Genomic DNA, 24,320 nt, shown 5'->3' on the forward strand with positions numbered 1-24,320 from the left:
AACATAATTTTGCAAGGGTTCCACCGGCGGCGGCTTTTCCTGATGCCTTACGCCGGAAAATCCCTTGCGCACATTATACTATTATGAAAGTACGAAAGGCAGTAGACCCGGTCTGCTGCCTTTCCGATCCATGATCCTGATAAAATTTGTGCGTTTGTATGTAACCTCTTGAGCAGGTAGGATATGGAATTCTTAACCTAACATCACGCCCTCGCTGTTGAATGTGACTGTCTGTCCGTTGATCACGTGAGTTCCTGTGTAGAAGTACCCCTCTGCATTTACGTAGTGAAGAACAAGGTTACCGTTTGCATCGTATGCCCAGTAGGTTGCATCTGCGCCTGTCGCTAACGGAAGACCGGTTTCCGGATTGACGAAGAATCCCTGAGAAACACCGTTCTCCGTGATAACGCAGATCGAATTCTTGCAGATAACTTCTCCGTTCGGTCCAACATTGGCGCCTCCCGTTGTGGTTCTGAGCATAACATGCTGTGTGCCGTTGCGGATGGACTCCGACTGATTAAGGGTTGTCCCGTCATTACCAACGACAGTTACTGTCACCTCTACGCCATTCTCTATGTACTTAGTCTGTGTGACATTCTCCGAAAGATTAAATGGTGTAGCTGTAATTACTTCTGTGTTTGTGGCGCTGGCAGGTGGATTGCCGGAGTCGTCGTCCGACGAGTTGTCCTCATAACCTCTGTTGTTTGTGCTAGATCCCGCAGCAAATGCAGCTGTGGAACTGCAGAGTGCGAGTCCTGCGATAAGTGCCATTACCATAAGTTTTTTTCTCATAGGTATATGCCTCCTTAAAAATCATGCACCAAGGTACTTCCGCAGTACATATCCCTACTCACAGTACCCTTTATTTTTAGCTATTTTACATCTTATCGTGTATTTTTACAATAATTATTGTGAAAATAACATTCTACTACACTACTTTTCATATATTCGGTGCCAAAAAATTGTCTTTCATGTCACATTTGTCTGAAGAAAGTATCCAATACCAGCTGATCCACCTGCTCATAATCCGGCCAGAATTCATCTTTTTCTTCTTCATGATTTACCAGATTCTCACCTTCCAAGTTGGAAAAATCCTTATCGCTTAAAGGTTCTCCGCTCAGCACGGCATCCATGGCGATCTTAAGATAGGTGCCTTTTTTCATGTTCGTCACGATATTGTCTTCTATGAGCGAAAACATTCCCGGGATTACATCGGAGTCTCTTTTCGCAAGCTTCGTAATCTTGTGATCAAAGGCCATGACATACTGACGATGTCTTGACATACGGGTCATGGCCGTAAAATCCACCGTGATATCTCTTCTTCTCACAAACTTTTCCGCCTGATCGCCCTTCAGAAGCACAGTGGCTCCCTTTACAAACGCGGGATCCGCAGCCTCCAGATCATCATCCTCGATGGTAACTTCCACGCCGCCCACGTAATTGTTAAGCTTATTGATGATATCAATGGAGCCTGCCATGTAGCCATCGATCTTTAAGCCGCCCAGAACTCCGGAAACCGCGTCCATAGCGTATTTCCCTGATTTTTCGTGGTTATCCCCATACATCCATGCCCTGGTCAGATGGTCAACCGCCGTGCCAACGGGATCTGAATTTTTATCCGTCACGGTAATGACGGTCATGGTATCACGGGGAATCTGGATGATATGTACCCGATTCTTCGCCGTATTTTCTGCAACAAGAAAGATTCCGTCAGAGAGACCGATTTCACTGATGTCTCTGTCGATCTGTAAGGAGCCCTTGTTATCTACGCCGAGGAACAGCCAGGCTTTCACCGCTGTATTTCTCTTGTAGTGCACTCCGTTATAAAAGAGTTCCTTCTCCCCGAAAAGCTGCGGTCTTTCCGCGGTCTCCTGTCCGTTCACCGTATAGATGAGTTTTCCATCCTCTGCCTTTTTACACTTTATATCCGGGACTCCTCCCCCGGTCAGCACTCCATCGGATCGCACCTTATTGATCAGGCGATCCATGTCAAGGCCTTCAAGGCCTACATTTCCGTTTTCATCCACGGTCATCCCTGCCGTCTTCAGCCGATCGTTCATCTCCTCCGTTGGGATACGCTCCGGGGTACCGGCTGTATACGCCGCATTCTTTTCATTCGCCGCTTCCACTGCCTTTCTCAGCTTGTATTCGTTATAAAGCCATGCGGAAGAAACCACTGCCGCAAGCACTATGATTCCCGCAAATATGGTTACGGGCTTACCGGTCCTGTGTGTTTTTCTGCCTTTACCGTGATCGTACTCCATTTCCTTAACCTTTCCTTATCCTTTATGTGCCGGGCCATGTTCTGTGTTATCTGTACGGCTCCCATTTCCCCGTCATCACAGAATCATGAGGTACGGAACAACGTCCGCTCTTCCGGGCTTTAAGCGCCGCCGCTGGTCACCACAAGGAGACATTTGCCTATAACACAAAAAAAGCAGACACCCTGAACTCATTCCGGCGACGGAATGAAAAATCACAGGTGCCTGCTTTCACGGCGAGTCAGGAACTTACATTGCTCCCTTTCGTTCGATCACCACCCATATCGTCTTAAACAGTATCTTTATATCCAATCCCTGGCGCCAGTTCTCGATATACTGTTTGTCGAGAGCCACCACCTGATCAAAATCGGTTATCTTGGACCTGCCGCTTACCTGCCACAAGCCGGTTATGCCCGGTTTCGTAGACATTCTGGCGCGATGTTCGGGTTTATAACGTTTCCACTCATCAAGAGTCGGCGGTCTGGTTCCCACCAGTGACATTTCACCCTTTAATACATTGAAGAACTGAGGAAATTCATCGATCGACATGTCACGGATGAAATTCCCTATCCCCTTATGGATCCTGCCGTTTTCGTCCTTATAGCAGCCTATGATTCGCGGGTCGTAATCAAGTTTGAACATATAACCATCCTTGATACGGTTCTGTGCCATAAGTTCCTTTTTCCGTTTCTCCGCATCCGGGTACATGGACCTGAATTTATACATATAGAACATTCGGCCATTCTTTCCTACGCGTTTTTGCTTGAAAAATATCGGACCGGGAGAATGGATGTATATGATGGGACCAACAATGACCGCAAGAAAAACGGTTATAACCGAACCCACAATTCCTCCGAAGATATCCATCAACCGTTTAAACGTCAGTGCATACGCGGACGCGTCCCCGATGCTGTTGGTGATAACATTATACTCTCCGATCCTCTCGATGGTCTGATGACGCCCTTTGGTTTTAGTCATCTCGGGAACGCGCACATGAACGGTGATGCCCATATCAATGATGGCATCCACGATATCCTCCTGCCCTTCAAGGGATTCCGGAATGTCCAGCATTATCTCATCCACCCAGTTTGTAAGCAGATATTCAATGAGCGAATCCTTATCTGCCACAACCTGAAGTCCTATGGCAAAACTTTTGCTCTCCGGCAGTACACTGCCGCCATTTGCTGTTATGGCATCGTAGACAGACTGTGTTTTGCCGGTTCCGTCAAATACCACAACGGCTGAAATAAAGCGGTTTCCATATTCGTTTCTGGCAACACGGTTAATGATCTCACTTACATTTTCAAGACCCGTAAGGATGACAAGGGAGCTGCTTCTTTGGGAAACCGGTTTATTTTTCAGTTTCTCTTTCCACAATAAGCGCACGATGTATGCCAAAACGATATCGATCAGAATCATATAGAGAATGTTCAATCGGGAAATGATCGCTGCATGGTGTACCGCAAAAAGGTAAAATACCGTAACACCAAGAACAATACTGAGATGCTGCAGCATCTTAACAAACTCAGCATAGATACCTCTCTTTAACACATGATGAAATGAATTGAAAGAGGATGCTACGACAAGGTCTACCAATACCAGCACAAAACACATATTTATGTAGACTCTGTCCGATATTGTAAAGAATCTGCCGTGTCGGATGTAGTATCCCAATATAAAGGATAGATCCAGACATAGGATGTCAAGCACGATAAAATCCAGATGCTTAAGCCAGCCATTTACCTTTCGTCTATACATTATTTTCCACCCCCTTATATGGTCAGCTCTAAAACTCCCCACACCGAAAAAGGTGTGCAGAGTGTAAAATCCAATCACCAAAAGTTCTTCCCCATGATCATTCTATGCGTTTATTTGTCAAATAGCAACAGAAATAAATCATATTTTTGTTTTCTTCAGTAAATTTTCGATCATTTTGAGAGAAAATACTGGCTGTTCAGGGGGCGATGAATAATGTCGTCTCAATAACAGAGGCGATTACTATTTCAGAATATTTTGCATATACATAAAAAAGAATTATCGATCAAAGGCTTTACAAGCACATCATTTATGTGAATTCCTTACCGCTATACATTCCCGAATATGCAGTTCTTTTATGTCATGCATTTTTTCTTTAAATTCTACTAATAATAAAATCATTCATATCATCATATGCATCCCAATATTCGGAACGAATATTCAAATTTGTATACTTGAACGCTTCTTTCACAAGATTCATAACCTGTTGCGAAGAATATCCAGTCGTATCTTTAATCATTTTCTCTGTAACAGATACAACCTCATGTGCCGCTATATTTCTTACTTCCTGCTCGACTTGTCGAAGCGATTCTACAATATTTATTACTTTTTCATTATGACATTTGTTTTCAATAATCTTAAGAATATGAATGGATGACACTGCCTTATAATCAAAACTGCTAAACGAGCTGATCAGAATGCTTTCAACCTCCGTCCCACACAGCAGACTGGGGCTCCATCTTGGAACTCTGTTCTTTACTTCAACATATTTTCGGATATTTATCCCACATTCCTTATACAAAACCATTTCAAACAGATCTGCTAAAATAGGCGAAAGTGCTCGAACAAAATCCCCATATTCACCACGACGCCGCTTAATATCCAAAGCCAGTGCATATTCAAAATATTTTCTTGCATCATCGCCCTTAACAGGGAATCCGCTCATTTGGTATTGATTTACCTGCGCATTCAAATCTCGATTATCCAATTGCAGTCTTGCACAAGCAATCTTTAACAATGCTAAGTAAGACTTTGTAGCTTCTTCCGGCAAAAGTTCCGCTGCGGACAAAGCAGCTTTATAATCATATTCACGGACTAATTGTTTAATTATTTCTGTTTGCTTTATATTTGAAAGGCTTGGGCAATAGACAATCTTACATCGATTCTCTGAATCGGGAAGATTATCCTCGTTCAATTCCCATAACATTTCTACATCATATTCTTTATGACTATGTTCGTTTAGACTCTTGGTCGGAGTTATAACCTGAACTGTCTTACAGTATAATTCTCCAAGTGTAATTAGAACCAACAGTCCGCTCTTTATCGCAGGAGTCCCGGATGAAATATTTACCAATATCTCAGCATCCCCTGCATTTCTAATTATTTCTGACAAACACTCTTTAAAATCATCATAGAAATAATTAAAATCCTGGACATTAACCAATTCAGGGCGTTCGATTTCATGAATTACTATTTCTCTGTTTTGACTCTCTGCCAATTTATTAATACAATATCGATATCGATCATCCTGGTTTTGGAATTCCAGCATCTCCTTTGACATATAAAGATACACTTCATCCGGCTTATACCATCTGCAAATATGTAAAAGCGATCCATCATGCAAATTATTCAATGAAATCGGATCTGTACCGCCTACCGCCGAAAACAAAATTGTCTTTCCCATTCTCATTCTCCTATAATATGATTAAATCATCTTGGGTCTTGCTATCATCTTTTCCCCATTTATAAACGAGGTTCTGCCCTGAAATTCTATATACTCTTATTGTGTCCATTGAACTACAAAATTTTGGAATTTCATTCAAAAGTTTTTCAAATTTTCGAGTCGATATTTTTACTTCAAATCCAGATTTTTGGATTCTGTTTCCATACCCCTCCAAAATTTTTGCAAACTTCGTTCTCTTTCGATTGTCTACAATATCGTAAATCACCAAAGCATAAATTTTTTTGGAATCTGATGTTTGTCCCTCTCCAAAGAAATAATCTTCTCGTTCCATTATTTCACCTGATTTGAATTGGATTATACAAGGAAGCGTCCACGCATTCGATTGAGCGAACAAGCGAAGAAATCTGATATGCGATTGCATTCCTAAAATTTACGGGGAAATCAACCTGATTAAGATATCTCGTTTTCGTTTTCATCTTCTCATCCAGTTTTCTAACATATTTTATCAAGCATTGTTTTGTCAAAAAACATCCCGCATTATCGTCCTCAAATATGAAATCGTCTTTGTGCAGTTCATGTCCGTTAATCAAACTCATCGCAAGAGAGTCAACCAAAACCGCCCGCCATTCTTCCATTAAATCACTCGCCAATGTTGGGTGATGCTCTGCATCACGATGTAAAAATCCAAAAAATGGGTTCAATCCATGGTTTTCAATCTCTGCATATAAATCATTCATCAAAATAGAATATCCTAAACTGATTAGAGAATTAAATTCATCCCTTGGCGGTCGTTTTGAACGTCCTTTAAATCTAAATTCTGATTCAATACAATAACTTAACCCCTCAAAATAGGATCTTGCCGCACTTCCTTCATATCCCATTATTTCAGATATTGTACTTACCTGCATAACTTTTTTTCTACTATTTTGCATATTAAAGATTTCTTCGTCCACACAAATTGACCTACTCTTTGCATATCTTCTCAAAACAGTAATCTGATTTGCTATTTTTGCATTAATAATTTTTCGACTCAAGTCTATAGCAAATTGTGATTCATATAGTGCTGCCTGCTTCCGTTGCAATTCAGCTTTTACATGACCCGTAGACATTAGTCTTCCAAAATATCGTCCCCCCTTAGAGAAAAAGGAAACATGTATTCCCTTTGTCATACATGTTTCCATACACTGTGTAGATAGTTGCCCCTTTCCCAACAAGATAATGCACTCTACAGTTTCTACGGGCAACGATTCCAGCAAACCATTCTTATATTTTATATTGATACGATTATTCTCAGCAGTTAACATTGCACCATTTTCTGTAATATATACCACACTCATATTATAACCTCAGATTATATGGGTCTACCATGATTTGCAATTTAAAAAACGTCCATCTCCTTTCGGAGAATCTATTCCTAAATAGAGAAGGTAGTGAAGGAGGAAGCACTGAATTGGTTTCCATCTCCTTTCGGAGAATCTATTCCTAAATTTAATTATGGCATACAGCGATTACGGTGCTTTCGTGTTTCCATCTCCTTTCGGAGAATCTATTCCTAAATCGGCAACCGCAAGTTCAAGACGCCGCTATTTTCCGTTTCCATCTCCTTTCAGAGAATCTATTCCTAAATAGCAACATATGCGCTACTCGGTGAAGTGGTTTATGTTTCCATCTCCTTTCGGAGAATCTATTCCTAAATTTTGCGAGGGACTTGTTATGAAACATTTTGAACAGTATCGTTTCCATCTCCTTTCGGAGAATCTATTCCTAAATCAGAATCCGTAAAACTTGACAAAGCGACACAGGTTTCCATCTCCTTTCGGAGAATCTATTCCTAAATTTGCAAAAACTTCTTTCGTCCGTGAGGATACCGTTTCCATCTCCTTTCGGAGAATCTATTTCTAAATTCCCATCCTCTGATTCCCTGATAAAATCGTGGTTCAGATATCGATTTGCGTGGCAAAACTGCAAACAGCCTATAGAGATAAACGCCGGATGCCCAAAAATCGTTGTAAAGCCCGTATTTTTAGGCATCGCGGCAAAATCCATCAACAAAACCGCCATCTGCATTCGCCCATATGAAACATTTTTCCATAATAATATGTCATTTTAAGTATATGTGGTGAAACCCCGATCTGCCTATCCAAATTATGCTTATGGTTTCTTGGCACTTTTGTCGCACCGAAAACATTCACTGTCACATCAATCCCATTTCGCTTCCCAAACAACGGATATATCACTGTTTTTGATACAAAACCTGTTCCGCCTCCCAAATAGACAGAATCCGTTTTTCCTGGCGTGAACTTCGGAAAGACGTCGCGAAACATCTCATTATAATTCTTGTTAAAAAACCTTATAGCGTTGATAATATCTTCTTTACCATACGGGCAAATCAAAGAATCAATGGTCATTTTGAAATGAATTTTCGTGCCCGGTTTGATGCATTCTCTTAAAAGATTCAAATGTTTCTCTTCTCCATCCACATGATACTCCACCCGCTGACAAAGAACCAGGTCGTCAAGATTAAGCGGCTGCGAATCACTTATAACTAATCCAGACAGCACATCGTTGACAGAATCGTCTTTTTTTTCCTTATTTCTTCCTAACTTATGAAACGCTGTCGCTTCAATATCTTTTACTTCTTTCCTCAATAATGTGTTCCGATTGCCTCCTCGATAAAGAGAATCTCGAATTTTCTCTTTGTTGGCCACATATTGATTGTCATGTAAGGCAATCTCTGATGCCAAGAGAATCGTTCTGAGCATACCCTTTATGGAACTTCCGGGGATATAAGGAAGTCCATATGGATCCTTTACAAATTCCATTACTGCTGCCGGTTTTCCACGCTCCAGCGAAGTATCTGACTGCCTTATCCTATATTTTATACAATCAGACACATCATCTATACGAATGCTGTTTTCTCTTAAAAATCGAAAAAGATCTTTCCTAACATCATCCAAAAAGAACGATTCAAACCGGTTCCGAAGACCTTTTTTTTCAAAAAAAGAAAAAAGACGCGGGATGTCCATTACCTTAATTTCATCATTTCCAAACAAGTATTCTTTTTTATTCAGTTCGTATCCTGAGCCGATGAACAATGGTCCGATCGTTTCCAATTCTACATCATATTCTCTCAAGTACTCTTTCATGAACTATACTCCTATAAAGACCGGTTTCCCGTATTTATATACCGGATGCTTTCCTCCTGATGATACATCGAATACATCACCACAGAATTTTTTTGAAAAAACCGACCCCGCAGCAAACATATACAAATCTCTTTTCCTCATATATTGATCGGAATAATCTGCAGAATCTACAAATCCGCTTCTCTTTTCCAATATATACGATGCATTCTCAATGCAGGAGTCCAATTCTGCATCCATCGGCAAACCTATAGATAATGATACATATCTATCCGTTTTTCTTTCAAGTAACGTTCTTATGTCCTCAGGTATTTTGCCGAAAAAAATCTCAAATCTTCCCAAACCGGCCGACCGCTTTCCGCCCAACCCCGAGAATGATAATCGATCAAGTAATTTATAGAATAAATCTCTAATCTCTTTTTTTTCATAGCCAAAAAGAATATATAATCCTGCTTTATCCGAAAACCGGTAGGATCCTACTCTATAAGGCATTGCTTCTTCCAATCCCCGAATAGCCACGTGAGTATTCGACTCGTGATGCCCGATTTTCTTTTCAAGATTTAGTTCTTTTTCCGGATCGAGGTTTCCCCGAATAAAATCATCCCACATAGACATAGCTACATATTTTATTCTTTTGAACTGTTTCTTTTTCACCGAAGAACCGTCGTCATCCGCGTGAAATTGAAGCATAGGTTTCGGAAGAAAAAACTCATTACTCACAAACGGAAACCCATCCGACATAAGAAGCTGACCATTTTTTACATACTCAAAAAATTCATCAAACAAATGGGCTGATTTCAGGGCTTCAATACACAGTGCTGAAAAAAGAGTGTCGGCGGAAAATGTCGCATTTGACTTTTCCAATGACTTATCTCCAAAATGCACTCCATACGGAAACCTTAATTTAAAAATCTCATATTCCATATCGTCATCCTATCCTTAGGTAAGATTCTGAGTGAGAATCTCATTACATTTGGACATCAATGAATCTTCGACATTACCTACCACCACTTCAGCCGCAATGTCTGTTAATTTTACTTTTCCATATCCTCTGGATCCATTTCCGCCCAGATAATCATATTGAAGAAGTTTAAATCCTTCTGCAAGAGTCTCCATGTCTTCGATAAAATCATCTTCCTTTTCGTATTCGTACATAATATCCAATTTAAACTCAGAACCTCGTACAGCCCTTTCAATCTGCCGTGGATTAGCAACTGCAGTGGCACGATTGATTGTATTCTCAAATTTCACTTCTGTCATGCTCTGTAATCCAAGCTTACGAAGTTCGGATTCATTCGCTAAAACCATATCAGAAAACAAAAGCCTGCTCTTTCTAACGTCACCTTTTTTGGCAGATCCAAAAAGCCTGGTGATTCTTTCATGATCGTCGTCCGGTCTCACTGCAAACATTTCATTATATTCCTTGGCAAGAAGCGTCCTCATTTTTCCTTTAAGTGACGATCCCGGAATCATTGGCAATTTGGTCTTAACGTCCATAAAAATAGGAGAATCTACCGCGCCGATAGCAGCAAAGGCAGAAGAACCGCCAATATGCATACCTGTCTCAACTCGCAAGCAACCTGTGATTTGAATTTTACTGTACATCTACTCGCCTCCTAATCGTTTCCGCCATAAAACTTATGAAATGCAACCAACGCTTCCATATAGTGATTAAACAAAATGTAATTCGACTTATTCCCGTCGATTTCCTTTAATACATCAAGTATTTTCGCTTCTAAAACAAAATTTTTAACGGCAGGCTCTCTGCCACATTCATATACAAATCTCATTCGTAGATATTCAATTCTTCCAGCCAGCTCTGAATTCAGCTTTTCGCTGTTAAGAATTAAAACATTATTATAAATATCAGCAGACATGGATAACAGATTTCGTATCTTCGATGTCGTCACCATAGGAACAGGACGTCCTGTTTTTGGACTGATCTTGTTTTTTAGTCTCTTTATCGCATTTTCCGCTTCATCGACATAATTTGTATCATTGATGATCTTCAATTTTCTTCCTCCCCTCTGTGCAGATAAACATATAACTCAATAGCTGTTTTTAACTCCCTTCGATCTACCTCATTGTTGATCCACTGCAACATATTCTTTGAAAACCGCCTGAACATTTCTTTCTGTTCACCATCAATTTTGTCTCCATTTTTCTCCGGTTCAAGTCTGGTCAGCATATAAACAAAACGGGCGAAATTAATCGGCTCGTCCTGTTTTCTCACAAGCTCAAGTATTCTGTAAAGCAGCGCATTTCCATGCTGGTTTTCTACAGAAGCAAGATACGTCGTTATCTCAGTCAGTTTTTCACCAATTACTTTTTCCTTGAACTCAATCCATTTATACGTTCCGTCACTGATCTTGTCGTGGAAACAGCCATCTTCTAAAAGAGTTACCGCATTCTTATTTGGAAGTTCTTTCGAATGATCAACCATATCTTCTACTTCAATCGCACTGACGCTGATCGGATACGTATCATCATACAAACCGATGCCGGCAGAAAGACTTAACGTTCCTTCTGAGAACTTTTCAAATCCATCTCGCAAATCAATCGCAAACTCAATGATTTCATTCCACGCACCCACCACAAAAACGTCATCGCCACCTGAATAAACAATCGTGATATTTCGGTGATCTATTGGGTTTCCTTCAAAAGAAAAGGAAGGATTTTGCAAAATTTTATTGATATGCAGTTTAAAAAACAATGATAGTTGCCTTGACAGTGTAGCCGTCCTTGAAATGGTCATATACTTATCATTATTTTCCGTATTTTTAAATCCCGAGACAAATGCATGACCAAGATTATCGACATCCGCTCTAAGAATTCCTACTCTCTGAATCCCCTTCGATGACTCCGCAAACTCTTCAAAAGTAGCTTTGGCCGTATAATTCCCAATCCATAGTTTTGTTGCCACGTGCTTACCGGTAAACGATTTATTTTTACTGTAAGTTCTGACATAATTGGGATCGTTCTGCATTCTTTTTTTCAAAGAATCCTCTGTATCGACTATCAAAGAATATCCCCCCGGCAAAGGAAGGCCACTCTCCATTTCACCGTATTCAACTGTATAGAAATCAGAATACAGAACTTTTGCTGAGAACTTTTGAAGAGCACTGCAAGTCGAACAGAGACCATCTTGATCAGTATGTGCTACTCTTTTGCATACTGAACATTCTCTTGTGTAATCATCATGTATCTGAGAATTAAGCATCCGGATTGTCTTAGCATCATATCGGTTCATTTTTCGATCTGAAATACTCTTCGACACATTACGAAATATCTGCTCATAGCTTCCGTGCGGATGATTTTTTAAATTGAAGGCAGAACATGCGCTAAACCCTCCCGCAATATATAAATCTGTCTGAAAGTTCTCAAGGAACCATTTATTTGTTTCCTCTAAATATTTTTCAAAAATATTTCTGCACTCATCTGTATTTGGAAGAATGAGATAACAATGACCGCCTCCAGCATAGAGCAAATTGCATCTGGAAAGCCCCAATTCGATTAAAAGCTCATCGATAATATGTTCCATCGTAATTTCCAAATAGAACGACCTTGCACGAAGAGTTCTCAATGCATTTTTACTCTGTATAGTATAAATAAATTTCTGAATCCCTGAAATATCCAGACTTGCAATCAGAAAAGCATTTTTCTCCATAAATGCCTTCTCATTTTTTAAACAGGCTTCTTTAAATGAACTATTCTTTTCAAAATCCAGATATTTTACAATTGCATTCGCAATCGCCGCCGTTAGCTTTAAATGGTCAAAAAGAGAGATATCCGGCACTTCAGCAGCGGAGGTAGAAGAAGGCACGAACGATAGGTTGGCCTCCATAACTTCCAAAAGCGAATTCACATATTCAACTGATAACTCAATTCCCTTTAGGTTATCGGACAAATTATAAACAATATTCCGATACTGCTCTTTTGTGAAGCACTTCTTTTCATCAGTAGGATAGTTAATGTCTTTTTCTACATTGATGTGTGATGGGGAATAATACGCCTTACCATTGTTTTTGTTTAACAGATTAAAAACAGGCTGTAGCGGCGTGTGTAACTCAAATCCTTTCCCCTCCTCCATCTTTTCCCTTCGATCAACGGAAGAAGCAATGTTATCGGCAATATAAACCACATATGCCAAGGAGTTATCGTCAATTCTTGCTCCACTGAGTGCTCTTCCATGATGAAAGCGAACACAATTCAAGATTTCCATATCTTTAATCTTGATTTCATTTTTCAAAAAATCATATCCACTTTCGCTGTGAGTTCGTCCATCTGTCCCGTCTCGATAGATGACCTTTCCGATATCATGAAGAAGAGCACCGATTACCACCTGTAAATCCCTGTCTGTCACCTTAATCCTCCCCAATTATCTTTATTGCACCCATTCCAATCGCTGTTTTAATGCCAATTCCAGAATATTCGCCAAATTGAAGCAGCAAACGAACGTAACGCATCATTGTATCAGAACCAAAAACTTTAATTCCCATCGTCCCCATGAATCCGGGAATTGTCCTTCCCTCGACTGGAAAAACTCCTGTTTTTAATCGATATCTGGAAATCACTGAATCCAATGTCAACTGCTCTAATGTTTCCTCGTCAGCCATTATTTCATTTCCTGAGACTGCACTATACTTCATCATTAAACTTTGAAAGAAAAGTCTTAAATCCGGTGTGATATTGTACCGTCCTCTTTGTTTAAATGAAGCATATGTTCTTACTTCCACTTCATAATCCCGATTGACCGGCTTATCGTAGAACTCCTCCATGAGATTCGAATACTTTTTCACAGTAAGGGTCTTATCTGTAACCGAAACACCAATGTTCCCATTGTGGATCTGAAACTGATTAAACTCATCCTTTAGCAATGGTTCTATTATATGAATGTATGCCTCCGAATTTAAAGTATGAATATACCAATAGCATCCTCCATTTTTAAAATATATATACTGACTAAATGGATGAAGCTGTTGCCTATGAAGAAATTCTGCATACTCGTGATCAATCAGTGAAAACAATACCCCGTGAAAGTCTGATGCTTTTTTGTAATTAAGCCCCTCTGCATCTAATTTGAGTATTAATCTTGACAAAGTATTTTCGTTCATATCGGTAATTTGACTCTCTTATTATATGAAAGTTTCAGTGCGCAATACAAATTATATCATATTTACCATAAAATATTTATCTTTTTTATTTTTTTTAGTATTTCTGACGTTTTTAGGAAATAGTGCAGATAATAAGCATCTCCAAATCAACCTTTAACTCAAAAAAACTGATGGTATATAGAGATAAATCACCCAAACATTGTTTCTCAATTTGAAAGCGAAATCTCATAACCATCAGTTATTTTACAGTATTTATAGTTTTTCCAAAATCGTGAGAAGTGCCGGATCTGCCGGCATTTTGTCGGCCCGCTCCTCGCCGGGCGCGATATTTTTGTTCGTTCCGTGGCAGTCACTTCCGCCGCTGACATAAAGTCCCCGCTCCTGTGCATTTTCAAGAAGGAAACGCTCCTCCGCCTCGGTATAACGGGAATAGAAACACTCCAGGCCTTTCAGCCCGAAGCGGCAAAGTGTTTCCAGCTGCTCATGGAACTCATCCTCCGCAAGGTGCCTTTCCCCTTCTCCTCCTAAGGGATGCGCCCACACAGGGATACCTCCGGCGGCAATAATTGCGGAAATCGCGGTTTCTGCCGATATTCTGGCATCTCCGCTGTCTTTGCCGCCATGATCGTCGATATATTGCTCTATCGCCTCTTTGACTGTACCGGCAAGGTCCCTATCCATCAGGATTCGAGCCAGATGGGGCTTCCCGACGGTGGTCAGTTCCGACAGTTTCCGCAGTTCTTCCTCGCTCAGCTCAATGTCATGCCACTCTTTCAGATGATTCAGCCGCTTCCGGAATTTTTCTTCGCGGAGATGTCTCCCCTCCTCGATAGCCGCAAGAAATTCCGGCGAGAAAGGATCATATCCATATCCTAAAATATGACATTTCCCTGCCGGTGAAACCGCAGAAAACTCGATTCCGCGGATAAACTGCATGTCCTGCGGCACGATTCCTTCCATTCTGGCAATTCCGGCAATCGTGTCGTGGTCCGTCAGCGAGAACACGGTAATCCCGCGCTTTCGAAGTTCGGCCAGTAACTCCTCCTCTGTCCAGCTTCCGTCGGACCGGATGCTGTGCAGATGAAGATCCGCAATCCTTTTCTTCATCTCTCTCTTCTCCAGCCCCGGATGTGAAAAACGGATTTTCCGTTTCGTATATCCGGGGTGCCAATACCATTTGAACGTATCCCGATCAGACGTTTCCTTTATGTGCTGCCCTCGTCTGCCCGTTCCCCGTTTGCCTTCCAGTGTTTACTCGAGTTCCGTCGCGCCGGTGTAGAGTTCATAGTAGCGTCCCTTCGCCGCCAGAAGATCCTCGTGGTCGCCGCGCTCGATAATTCTGCCGTGTTCCAGAACCATGATGGCGTTGGCGTTGCGGACCGTCGAGAGCCGGTGGGCAATCACAAGCGTTGTGCGGTCCGCCATCAGGCGGTCCATGCCCTCCTCGATATGGCGCTCCGTCATGGTATCCACCGAACTCGTCGCCTCATCGAGAATCAGGATCGGCGCCTTGGAGATCGCCGCGCGGGCAATGTTCAGAAGCTGCCGCTGACCCTGGGAGAGATTCGAGCCGTCCCCCTCAAGAAGAGTATCGTAACCGTTCGGGAGATGCCTGATAAAGGAGTGGGCGCTGGCCGTCTTTGCCGCCGCTTCCACTTCCTCATCCGTCGCGTCCGGACGGCCGTACCGAATGTTCTCACGCACCGTTCCGGTGAAGAGATGCGTGTCCTGAAGAACCATGGCAATATTTTTCCGAAGAACCGCTCGCGGAATCTTCCGGATGTCCACCCCGTCGATGGAAATGGTTCCGGACTGGATGTCATAGAACCGGTTGATCAGATTCGTGATCGTCGTTTTTCCAGCACCGGTGGAACCGACAAAAGCGATTTTCTGGCCCGGCTTCGCGTAAAGACTGATGTCATGAAGCACCGGCTTCTCCGGATTATACCCGAATACCACATGATCTACCACCACATCGCCGCGGATCGGCTCCGGAATAAACGCATCCTCCGCATCCGGCTCCTCGGCCAGCTCATCCATCAGCTGGAACACGCGCTCCGCGCCGGCAAGCGCCGAGAATACATTGCTGATCTGCATGGAGAGCTCGTTGATCGGACGGGCAAACTGTCTGGAAAAATTCAGAAACACCGTCAGTCCGCCCACATCGAAGCCCCGCAGAAGGCATAACAGACCGCCCACACAGGCCGTGAGACCGTAATTCATCTGGCTGAGATTTCCCATGACCGGTCCCATGATTCCGCCGAAAAACTGCGCATAGATCTGCTTTTCTTTCAGGTCATCATTCAGGTATCCGAACTCCTCTTTGGCAATTTCCTCGTGCACAAACACTTTCACGACCTTCTGTCCGTGAACGGTCTCCTCGATATAGCCGTTCAGCGCACCGAGGGCCGACTGCTGCGCGGAGAAATATTTCCGGCTCTTAGACGCGACCACCGCACCTGCCTTCACCATGACTGGAATCATGACCAGTGTCACAGCACTGAGCGTGAGGCTCGTATACAGCATCAGCGCCAGCGTTCCGATAAGACTCAGAACACCCGAAAAAAGCTGTACCAGTGTGCTCGAAAGCATCATTCCGATGGTATCGACGTCATTGGTGAACCGGCTCATCAGATCGCCCTTTGTATGCGTGTCATGAAAGCGAAGAGGCAGCGCCAGCGTTTTTTCGAACAAGTCGTTGCGGATGTTCCTCAGCGCCTTCTGCGCGATATTCAGCATGATCTTGGCCTGCGCAAAATTCGCCAGAACACTGACGAGATAGACCGCTCCCATGAGGCACAGTGCGCGCGCAAGCCCCTCCGGGTCGCCGTTTCCGCCGGCGATGGGGACAATATAGGTGTTGATGATGGGACGGAGCATATAGGCGCCGCCGAGGTTCGTCACCGTACCGACAATGACGCACAAAAACGCGATGATCATACCGGCCCGGTCGGCCTCAAGATATCCGAAAAGGCGGCGGATTACCTCCCGCGAATCGCGCGGTCCTTTTGCTTTTTCCCGGATTGCTCCCGGCCCGTTGCGCCGGAATCCGCCCGGAGCGGCAGCCTTCCGCTTTCCGTATCGGCGGCGCAGACTTTCCACTCTCTTATCACTGATCATGCCTGCACCTCCTTTGCCTGTTTTCCGCTCTGAGTCTGCCAGATCTCCCGGTATTTCTCACAACTGCGAATCAGTTCGTCATGGCTTCCTTCTCCGATGATTTTTCCGTCATCCAGCACGAGAATCCGGTCTGCGTCCTCGATGGAGGACAGTCTCTGGGAAATGATGATCTTCGTGGTATCTTTCAGGGATGTATAGAATGCCTCCCGAATCTTCTGCTCCGTCGCGGTATCCACCGCGCTCGTGGAGTCGTCGAGAATCAGGATCTTCGGTTTGGCGAGAATCGCTCTGGCAATGCAGAGACGCTGCTTCTGTCCGCCGGAGACATTGACGCCGCCCTGACCCATATCGGTCTCGTAGCCATCTTCAAATCCGCGGACAAAACCGTCCGCCTGCGCCTGAGCGGCCGCACGGACGATCTCCTCCTCCGTCGCCTCATCATCCCCCCACCGGAGATTTTCCGCGATGGTTCCGGAAAAAAGTTCATTTTTCTGAAGCACCATGCTGACACTCTTTCGAAGGTGATCCAGCGAATAGTCGCGGACATCGATTCCGTCGATCCGGATCTCGCCGCCGGTCACGTCATAAAGCCGCGGAATCAGCTGGACAAGGCTTGTCTTTCCGCTTCCCGTTGCACCGGTAATTCCTATGGTTTCACCGGGACGGGCCGTAAAGGAGATGTCTGACAGCACCAGTTCCGAATCATCGGAATAGGCGAACGAGACATGGCTGAATTCGATTTCACCGTGCACAACCTCCGCATCCCTGCGGGTTGCCGCCTCATCGGTCAGATCCACCGCCGTGTTCAGGATCTCATTGATTCTTCGAAGGGACGCAAGCGCTCTCGCCATCTGAATCAGGATCATGGACATAAACATCAGGGATAGAAGGATCTGAACGATATAGGTGGTGAATGCGGTCAGATCGCCCACCGGCATCTCACCGCCGATGATCATATTACCGCCGTACCAGACAACCGCAATCGTCGTCGCGTTCATCATAAACATCATCATCGGCATCATGGCAATGACGAGCTTCATGGCATGCAGCGAGTGTTTCATCAGATCCGTGCTCGCCTCGGAAAAGCGCTCCGTCTCATGTTCCTCCCGGACAAATGACTTGATCACACGAATGTTGGTCAGATTTTCCTGAACCAGATTGTTCAGACTGTCAATCTTCTTCTGCATCAGCGTGAACCGCGGAAAAGACAGACGGATGATCACCGAGATCAGCCCGGCCAGAACCGGGATCACGGTCAGGACGACCAGTGCAAGGCGCGCATTCATCATAAAAGCCATGATGAGAGCACCGATCAGCATTCCCGGTGCCCGCAGAAGCATGCGCAGGCTCATCATCAGGACCTGCTGAAGCTGCTGCACATCATTCGTCAGTCTGGTGACCAGAGAGCCGGTGCTGAACTCGTCAATATTATGAAAAGAAAACTGCTGAATCTTCGCAAAAAGATCGCGCCTGAGATCCGCAGTAAATCCGATGGACGCTTTCGCCGCAAACCACGCGGCAAGGATGCCGCTGACCGCCATGATCACCGCGGTCAGAAACATCACAGCGCCCATTTTCAGTATGTAACCCGTATCATGGTTCGACACGCCGACATTGATGATCATCGACATGAATTTCGGCATCAGAACGTCACCGAGCACCTCGACAATCATCAGCAGCGGAGCGAGCACAAATGCACTTCGATACGGGGAAATGTATTTCCAGTATTTTTTCATCAGCTTCTCCGAAAAATCGTAAAGGGCAGGAGTCTGCATATTCTGCTTCCCCCTGCCAAAATTGCTACAATATAAAATCGTCAGTTACATGTGATCCGGTGCCTTCACGCCGATCAGATCCATGCATGTCTCCAGAACGCGGCTTGTCAGCCGGATCAGAGCGATGAATCCCTTCTGGCGGTTCTCATCGGTCTCGCCAAGGATGTTGTTGTCCAGATAGAACGCACTGAACGCATCGGAAACTTCAGACATATACGCACAGATCTTGTGCGGTGCAATCTCAAGCCACGCGCCCTCGACCGCCTCGCCGAATTTCGCAAGAACCATCTGAAGCTTCTTCTCGGAGTCACTCTCCGCCGGCCGGATCACTGCAGCCTGCGCGGCATCTGCGCCCTTCTCCTCCGCATATCGGCTGAGAATGGACTTGATGCGGACATCCATGTACTGAATGTGCGGACCGGTGTTACCCTCAAAGGAAGTAAAGCGGTCCACATCGAAGATGTAATCCTTCGTTGCCTGATTGCTCAGATCGCCATACTTTAACGCCGCAAGTCCGACGCGGCGTACGGTCTCCGCGATCTCATTTTCCGGAACTCTTCCCTTCTCACGGATCTTCTTCTCCACTTCCTCGTTGATGTCGTGGATCAGATATTCCAGACGCATGACTCCGCCGTCTCTGGTCTTAAACGGACCGCCGTCCTTTCCGTTCATCGTGCCGAAGCCAAGGAAGGTGAGTTCCGTTTCCGGCTTGACATATCCTGCTTTCCGGGACACACGGAAAACCTGCGTGAAATGAAGTTCCTGCCGTTTATCCACCACGTATATATAGCGGTCCGGATGGAAATCCTGTTCCCGCTGAATAATGGTCGCAAGATCACTGGTGGCGTAAAGTGCCGCTCCGTCGGATTTGCGGACAATGCACGGCGGGTATTCCCGGGTGTCGCTCTCTTCCGCAATGTCCACCACCAGAGCACCCTGGCTTTCCACTGCCAATCCTTTCTTCACCAGATCATCGATCAGACCCGGAATATACGGCTCCGCATCGCTCTCGCCCTTCCAGAGATCAAAATGAACGTCCAGATTGTCATAGTTTCTCTTCAGATCTTTCTTGGACACGTTCATGATATGATTCCAGATTGCGGTGTACGGCGCATATCCCTCCTGAAGACGCAGGGTCGCCTGATGCGCTTTCTCGGCAAACGCCTCATCCACTTTGGATTTTTTGCTGGCAGCCGGGTAGATCTCTTCCAGCTCTGCAATGGTAAACGGCGCCTCCGCCGGGTAATCACCGCTAAAGTCCGGATCAAAATACGGAAGTTCCGGTTTTCTCTCCTGAAGCTCGGTGATGATCAGTCCCATCTGGAGTCCCCAGTCGCCCAGATGGACATCACTGATGACATGATTGCCCATGTAGCGCGCCATTCTCTGAATGCTCTCACCGATGACGGCAGAGCGGAGATGACCGACATGAAGCGGTTTAGCGGCATTGGCTCCGCCGAAGTCAATCACAACCGTTTTCGGCTCGCTCTCCTCGTTAAGTCCGAGCTTTTCCTGCTGCGCCATGGCTTCCATGTGCTCTGCAAGCCACTCATTGGAAATGCGGATATTGATAAATCCCGGCATCACCGCATTCACTTCCGAAAACATACTGCAGTCTCTGGCCGCTTCCGCCACCTCTGTCGCGATATCGATCGGCTTTTTCCGATACTGCTTTGCCGCAGCCATTGCCCCGTTACACTGATATTCGCAGAGGTCCGGACGGTTGCTGACCTTTACCATGGCAAATTTTTCGTCATATCCCCGTGCGGAAAACAGCGGGCGAAGTTCATCCGCCATTATCTCTAAAATCGATTTCATTTTCTCATTCTCCTCGTGTAATACTCCATGTATCCTATCCTGAATCGGATTTACATTCTTCTGACAGAACCGGGTCTCGAAACAGGTATCACGCCCGCATTGCAGCCGTGAACACATTCACAGTTCTCTTTTATCTTGCCTTCCGGACATCCTGCAGAAAACCGGTCCACGCGTCCTCATGCTCGACATAATACTTCGGGCAGAGCTTTCCGTTGACATCGTAATGCCGGATGACATCTTTCTCTGTCAGATCCAGTTCGCCGCAAAGCCAGGCGGTGAGTTTGACCAGACTCTGATAGGTCGCCTCGCTGAACTTGCCGTCCTTATCCGGATGACAGCACTCGATGGCGATCGTGTCGGAGTTGCGGTTGTTGGACGCATACGCCTTCTCATCGACCGGAATGATCTGAATGATTTCCCCATCCAGACCGATGATAAAATGACAGCTTGCAGAAACGGTTCCGCTCCCCTTCTGATCCTTGAGCCCCTGGAAATAACTGCGGTTCTGTTCCGCGTCCGTTCCGGGGTTTGCGACATAGTGAACGACAATATCATTGATCCGGTTCAGTTTTGTTCCCGGTCTGGAATACCGGTTGACCGTGATAAAGTCCTGCCGGATCCAGTCCGGCGCTTTAATAGCGCTGAGATCCACATATCGTCTCATAAACGGAAGTTCGTCGGTGTCCAGCCCGCCGGACCATCTTCCGGCTCCGAAGCCCGCAAAGAATACCGCAGCCAGAAGCAGAATCAAAAAAAGTCTTCTGCCGGGCTGGGTACGTTTTCTGGATGTCCTCTGGTTACGCGGCGCCTGCGTGCGCCGTTCACGACCGTCCCTGGAAGCACTGTTTCTGCTTCTCCTGCGATCTGTTGAATTCTCGTGTTCCATTTGACCTCACATCGTCCGCGTAAACTTCTGAAACTGCCCGTCACATTTCCCCACCGTAGCACGTCCGGAAAATGTGCTTTCACGCGATATCGCGGTGCCCGCGTAAAATAATACGGGGAACACCGGAACAATCTACCGGCATCCCCCGTAATCACAGCGGTTTCTTAAAACCGATTATGCTCTGGAAAGATATTCACCTGTACGTGTATCGATCTTCAGCTTGTCGCCGATGTTAACGAAAATCGGAACCATGATGGTTGCACCGGTCTCAAGAGTAGCCGGCTTGTTTGCTCCGGTCTGAGTGTTGCCCTTTACGCCCGGCTCAGTCTCGGTAACAACGAGTTCAACGAACAGCGGCGGCTCAATGGAGAATACCTTGCCCTTGTAGGAAAGGACCTTGCACATCTCCTCTTCCTTGACGAACTTCATAGCATCTGCGCACAGTTCCTCGGAAAGAGCGACGTCCTCGTATGTCTCGGTATCCATGAAGTGATACATATCACCGTCATTGTAGGTGTACTGCATCTCCTTACGGTCAATGATTGCTGCCGGGAACTTCTCGGTCGGACGGAATGTCTTCTCGACTACACCGCCGTTGATAACGTCTCTGATCTTTGTTCTAACGAATGCAGCACCCTTTCCCGGCTTTACATGCTGGAACTCCATGATCTGATAGACAACGCCATCAATCTCCAATGTAATACCGTTTCTGAAATCGCCTGCTGATACCATAAGTGAAAATCCTCCTTGAAATGGTGCTGCAGTTTTGCACTGCATAACACATAGATTATCTGTTTTAGACTTATAACCTGTAATATTTTAAACGCAATTGATGCGTTTTTCAACTGTTTTTTTGTTTTTCCGTCGTTTCCTTCTCATTTCGAAGCCGGTTCAGGATCCATTTTTCCGGAATCCGTTTCAGAACAATCTGAATCTCCTCTTTCGGATCGATCGGTGATACCAGAATCGAGCGGATTCCCGAAAACCGGGCGCAGAGAATGTCCGTAAACAGCTGATCTCCGATCAGAACCGTGCTTCGGGGAGCGGTCCCCATGGCGGTCATGGCCTCCCGGCACGCTTTCGGCATCGGCTTATGCGCGAGAAACCGGAAATCGGATCCGATTCGCTCGGCAAACGGCTCGACCCGGTGCCGTTTATTGTTTGACAGAAGGCAGGTGTGAAATCCCATCCGGTGCAAACGCTCGAAAAGCAGGACGGTCCGTTCCTCTGCCGGTGCCCCGTGGGGGACCAGCGTGTTGTCCACATCATAGATCAGACCGCGGATTCCCTGCCGGTAAAGCGCCTCGTAGTCAATCGAATAGCTCGATACCGCATAGTCTGACGGGCGGAACAGTTCCAGAATTTTTCCCATATATCAATCCCCGGTTCCGCGTCAGCCTTTTTTCGCTTCGCTGCTCTCCAGAATCTTGCCGAGTTCCTCCATAAACGTGTGTACATCTTTGAACTGTCGGTAGACGGAGGCAAAACGGACGTATGCGACCTCATCCACTTCCTTCAGTCTGCTCATGACCAGTTCGCCGATCACCGGGCTTGGGATCTCTCTCTCCTCGCGGTTGAAGATATCGCTCTCGATCGCGTCCACCATCTGATCGATCTGCTTCGGAGACACCGGACGTTTGTGGCAGGAACGCACGATGCCGGCCTCAATCTTAGAGCGGTCATAGAGTTCCCTCGTGTTGTCCTTCTTGATCACCATCAGAGGGATTGTCTCAAGTTTCTCGTAGGTCGTGAAGCGTCTTCCGCATTTTTCACAGCTTCTTCTGCGCCGGATGCTGTTATCCTCTGCCGGTCTGGAATCGATTACTTTCGTGTCGTCTGCACCGCAAAACGGACATTTCATAACAATACTCTCCTCATATGATATCGTCTCAAAACTACCTTGTTTCGTGATCCGGACCGCAGAAAACCGGATTCCGCCCTGTCCGCAGCCGGATTTCGTGTCCCCTCACATTACATTTTCTCTGTTCCGCGCGTCCATTTCTCTGTTCTGTACGTACTTTTTTCTGTTCTGCACGTCCTTTTCTGTTCCGTACGTCCTTTTTTCTGTTCCGTACGTCCCTTGTCTGTCCCGTACGTCCCGTCCATGGCTGCCGTCTTACTCCTCGTCCTCTTCGGAAAGATCGGTTCCGCACCGGCGGCAGAATTTCGCCTCCATCGCGATGGTTTCTCCGCACTCCGGACAGCGCTTTTTGTTCACTCTGCCGATACCGGTCATCTTCTCATATTCTCTGCGAAGCTTCTCGCTCCGGTCATTGTCTGCCGAACCGGAGATCAGATAGACAAACTTGATCAGAGCGTGTACCAGCCAGACGGGAATCAGAACGATTCCGATAAAGGACATCATCGTCCCGAACAGGCTTTCCGCAAGCTTTGCCCCGCCAAAGAGGTTCGACGAAGCATACCGCAGAACGAACATGCAGATCAGCAGCACCGGCTCCAGGCCGAACACAAAGTTAAAACACGGAAGTGCCATAACAGCCATCAGAAGCGGAAGGATCAGAAACATCAGCAAAAGAATCTTGACCTCATCGCTGATCATCGACAGAGCGGAAAAACAGGACACCGTTCCCCCGAACATGTCTCCCGCATTGCCGTTCAGTGCCGCAAAAGCGGACTGATCCGCAAGCGGAACAAAAAACAAAAGGGCCTGCGCAAGACAGAGAAACAAAAACAGCAGTTTAAAAAATGTCAGAGCTCTTTTCATGAATCGTTTTCCTCCCGGTCTCCGCGATGGCGGAACCTG

Annotated in this window: 21 protein-coding genes and 1 CRISPR repeat array; all 21 genes read right to left on the minus strand. The window is 45.4% G+C overall.

Annotated elements, in window-relative coordinates:
• Nucleotides 1–192 precede the first annotated feature (192 nt).
• Complete coding sequence (locus tag BR86_RS15965) at nt 193–792, minus strand: hypothetical protein (protein WP_143099343.1); 600 nt, start codon at nt 790–792, stop codon at nt 193–195.
• A gap of 182 nt (nt 793–974) precedes the next feature.
• Entirely contained in the window at nt 975–2,264 is a 1,290-nt protein-coding gene (locus BR86_RS0107545) for an LCP family protein (protein ID WP_051684672.1), read from the minus strand.
• A 246-nt stretch (nt 2,265–2,510) separates the two neighbouring features.
• Nucleotides 2,511–4,097, minus strand: coding sequence for a sugar transferase (locus BR86_RS0107550; protein WP_242841585.1), 1,587 nt, complete (start codon nt 4,095–4,097; stop codon nt 2,511–2,513).
• Between the two features lie 295 nt (nt 4,098–4,392).
• A complete protein-coding gene (gene csm6 / locus BR86_RS0107555) occupies nt 4,393–5,700 on the minus strand; it encodes a type III-A CRISPR-associated CARF protein Csm6 (RefSeq protein ID WP_031472683.1) in 1,308 nt (435 codons plus the stop codon).
• Between the two features lie 10 nt (nt 5,701–5,710).
• On the minus strand, nt 5,711–6,031 hold the full coding sequence (gene cas2, locus BR86_RS0107560; protein WP_031472685.1) for a CRISPR-associated endonuclease Cas2: 321 nt from the start codon (nt 6,029–6,031) through the stop codon (nt 5,711–5,713).
• 4 nt (nt 6,032–6,035) lie between these two features.
• The gene (gene cas1, locus BR86_RS0107565; protein ID WP_031472687.1) at nt 6,036–7,037 is read right to left on the minus strand and encodes a CRISPR-associated endonuclease Cas1; all 1,002 of its coding nucleotides are present in this window, start codon (nt 7,035–7,037) and stop codon (nt 6,036–6,038) included.
• A gap of 48 nt (nt 7,038–7,085) precedes the next feature.
• Nucleotides 7,086–7,604: a CRISPR direct-repeat array (repeat unit 35 nt; unit sequence GTTTCCATCTCCTTTCGGAGAATCTATTCCTAAAT).
• A 141-nt stretch (nt 7,605–7,745) separates the two neighbouring features.
• Nucleotides 7,746–8,846 carry a type III-A CRISPR-associated RAMP protein Csm5 gene (gene csm5, locus BR86_RS0107570; RefSeq protein ID WP_031472689.1) on the minus strand — a complete coding sequence of 367 codons (1,101 nt, stop codon included), beginning with the start codon at nt 8,844–8,846 and terminating at the stop codon, nt 7,746–7,748.
• Nucleotides 8,847–8,849: 3 nt separating this feature from the next.
• Nucleotides 8,850–9,767: a type III-A CRISPR-associated RAMP protein Csm4 gene (csm4, locus tag BR86_RS0107575; RefSeq protein ID WP_031472691.1), complete on the minus strand. Its 918-nt coding sequence runs from the start codon at nt 9,765–9,767 to the stop codon at nt 8,850–8,852.
• Nucleotides 9,768–9,782: 15 nt separating this feature from the next.
• Nucleotides 9,783–10,448 carry a type III-A CRISPR-associated RAMP protein Csm3 gene (gene csm3 / locus BR86_RS0107580; RefSeq protein WP_031472693.1) on the minus strand — a complete coding sequence of 222 codons (666 nt, stop codon included), beginning with the start codon at nt 10,446–10,448 and terminating at the stop codon, nt 9,783–9,785.
• 11 nt (nt 10,449–10,459) lie between these two features.
• Nucleotides 10,460–10,855, minus strand: a complete 396-nt coding sequence (csm2, locus tag BR86_RS0107585; protein ID WP_031472695.1) for a type III-A CRISPR-associated protein Csm2 — start codon at nt 10,853–10,855, stop codon at nt 10,460–10,462.
• Nucleotides 10,852–13,206 carry a type III-A CRISPR-associated protein Cas10/Csm1 gene (cas10, locus tag BR86_RS0107590; protein ID WP_031472696.1) on the minus strand — a complete coding sequence of 785 codons (2,355 nt, stop codon included), beginning with the start codon at nt 13,204–13,206 and terminating at the stop codon, nt 10,852–10,854. The genes csm2 and cas10 overlap by 4 nt, the downstream gene beginning before the upstream one ends.
• 1 nt (nt 13,207) lies before the next feature.
• Entirely contained in the window at nt 13,208–13,957 is a 750-nt protein-coding gene (gene cas6, locus BR86_RS14630) for a CRISPR-associated endoribonuclease Cas6 (protein WP_038288226.1), read from the minus strand.
• A gap of 252 nt (nt 13,958–14,209) precedes the next feature.
• Nucleotides 14,210–15,064, minus strand: a complete 855-nt coding sequence (locus BR86_RS0107600; protein WP_031472698.1) for a PHP domain-containing protein — start codon at nt 15,062–15,064, stop codon at nt 14,210–14,212.
• Between the two features lie 144 nt (nt 15,065–15,208).
• Entirely contained in the window at nt 15,209–17,077 is a 1,869-nt protein-coding gene (locus tag BR86_RS0107605) for an ABC transporter ATP-binding protein (RefSeq protein ID WP_031472700.1), read from the minus strand.
• Nucleotides 17,074–18,813 carry an ABC transporter ATP-binding protein gene (locus BR86_RS0107610; RefSeq protein ID WP_031472702.1) on the minus strand — a complete coding sequence of 580 codons (1,740 nt, stop codon included), beginning with the start codon at nt 18,811–18,813 and terminating at the stop codon, nt 17,074–17,076. The genes BR86_RS0107605 and BR86_RS0107610 overlap by 4 nt, the downstream gene beginning before the upstream one ends.
• 84 nt (nt 18,814–18,897) lie before the next feature.
• Nucleotides 18,898–20,670: an arginine--tRNA ligase gene (argS, locus tag BR86_RS0107615; RefSeq protein WP_031472704.1), complete on the minus strand. Its 1,773-nt coding sequence runs from the start codon at nt 20,668–20,670 to the stop codon at nt 18,898–18,900.
• A gap of 130 nt (nt 20,671–20,800) precedes the next feature.
• On the minus strand, nt 20,801–21,421 hold the full coding sequence (locus BR86_RS0107620; RefSeq protein WP_242841586.1) for a peptidoglycan recognition protein family protein: 621 nt from the start codon (nt 21,419–21,421) through the stop codon (nt 20,801–20,803).
• Nucleotides 21,422–21,730: 309 nt separating this feature from the next.
• Nucleotides 21,731–22,288, minus strand: coding sequence for an elongation factor P (gene efp, locus BR86_RS0107625; RefSeq protein WP_031472708.1), 558 nt, complete (start codon nt 22,286–22,288; stop codon nt 21,731–21,733).
• Nucleotides 22,289–22,397: 109 nt separating this feature from the next.
• Nucleotides 22,398–22,928 (minus strand): YqeG family HAD IIIA-type phosphatase, encoded by a 531-nt coding sequence (locus BR86_RS0107630; protein ID WP_031472710.1) that lies wholly within the window; start codon nt 22,926–22,928, stop codon nt 22,398–22,400.
• A gap of 21 nt (nt 22,929–22,949) precedes the next feature.
• Nucleotides 22,950–23,417 carry a transcriptional regulator NrdR gene (gene nrdR / locus BR86_RS0107635; protein ID WP_031472712.1) on the minus strand — a complete coding sequence of 156 codons (468 nt, stop codon included), beginning with the start codon at nt 23,415–23,417 and terminating at the stop codon, nt 22,950–22,952.
• 255 nt (nt 23,418–23,672) lie between these two features.
• Nucleotides 23,673–24,281: a zinc ribbon domain-containing protein gene (locus BR86_RS0107645; protein ID WP_031472714.1), complete on the minus strand. Its 609-nt coding sequence runs from the start codon at nt 24,279–24,281 to the stop codon at nt 23,673–23,675.
• Between the last annotated feature and the right edge of the window lie 39 nt (nt 24,282–24,320).

Origin of the sequence: [Clostridium] aminophilum DSM 10710 (assembly GCF_000711825.1) — a bacterium.
Classification (GTDB): domain Bacteria; phylum Bacillota; class Clostridia; order Lachnospirales; family Lachnospiraceae; genus Clostridium_R; species Clostridium_R aminophilum.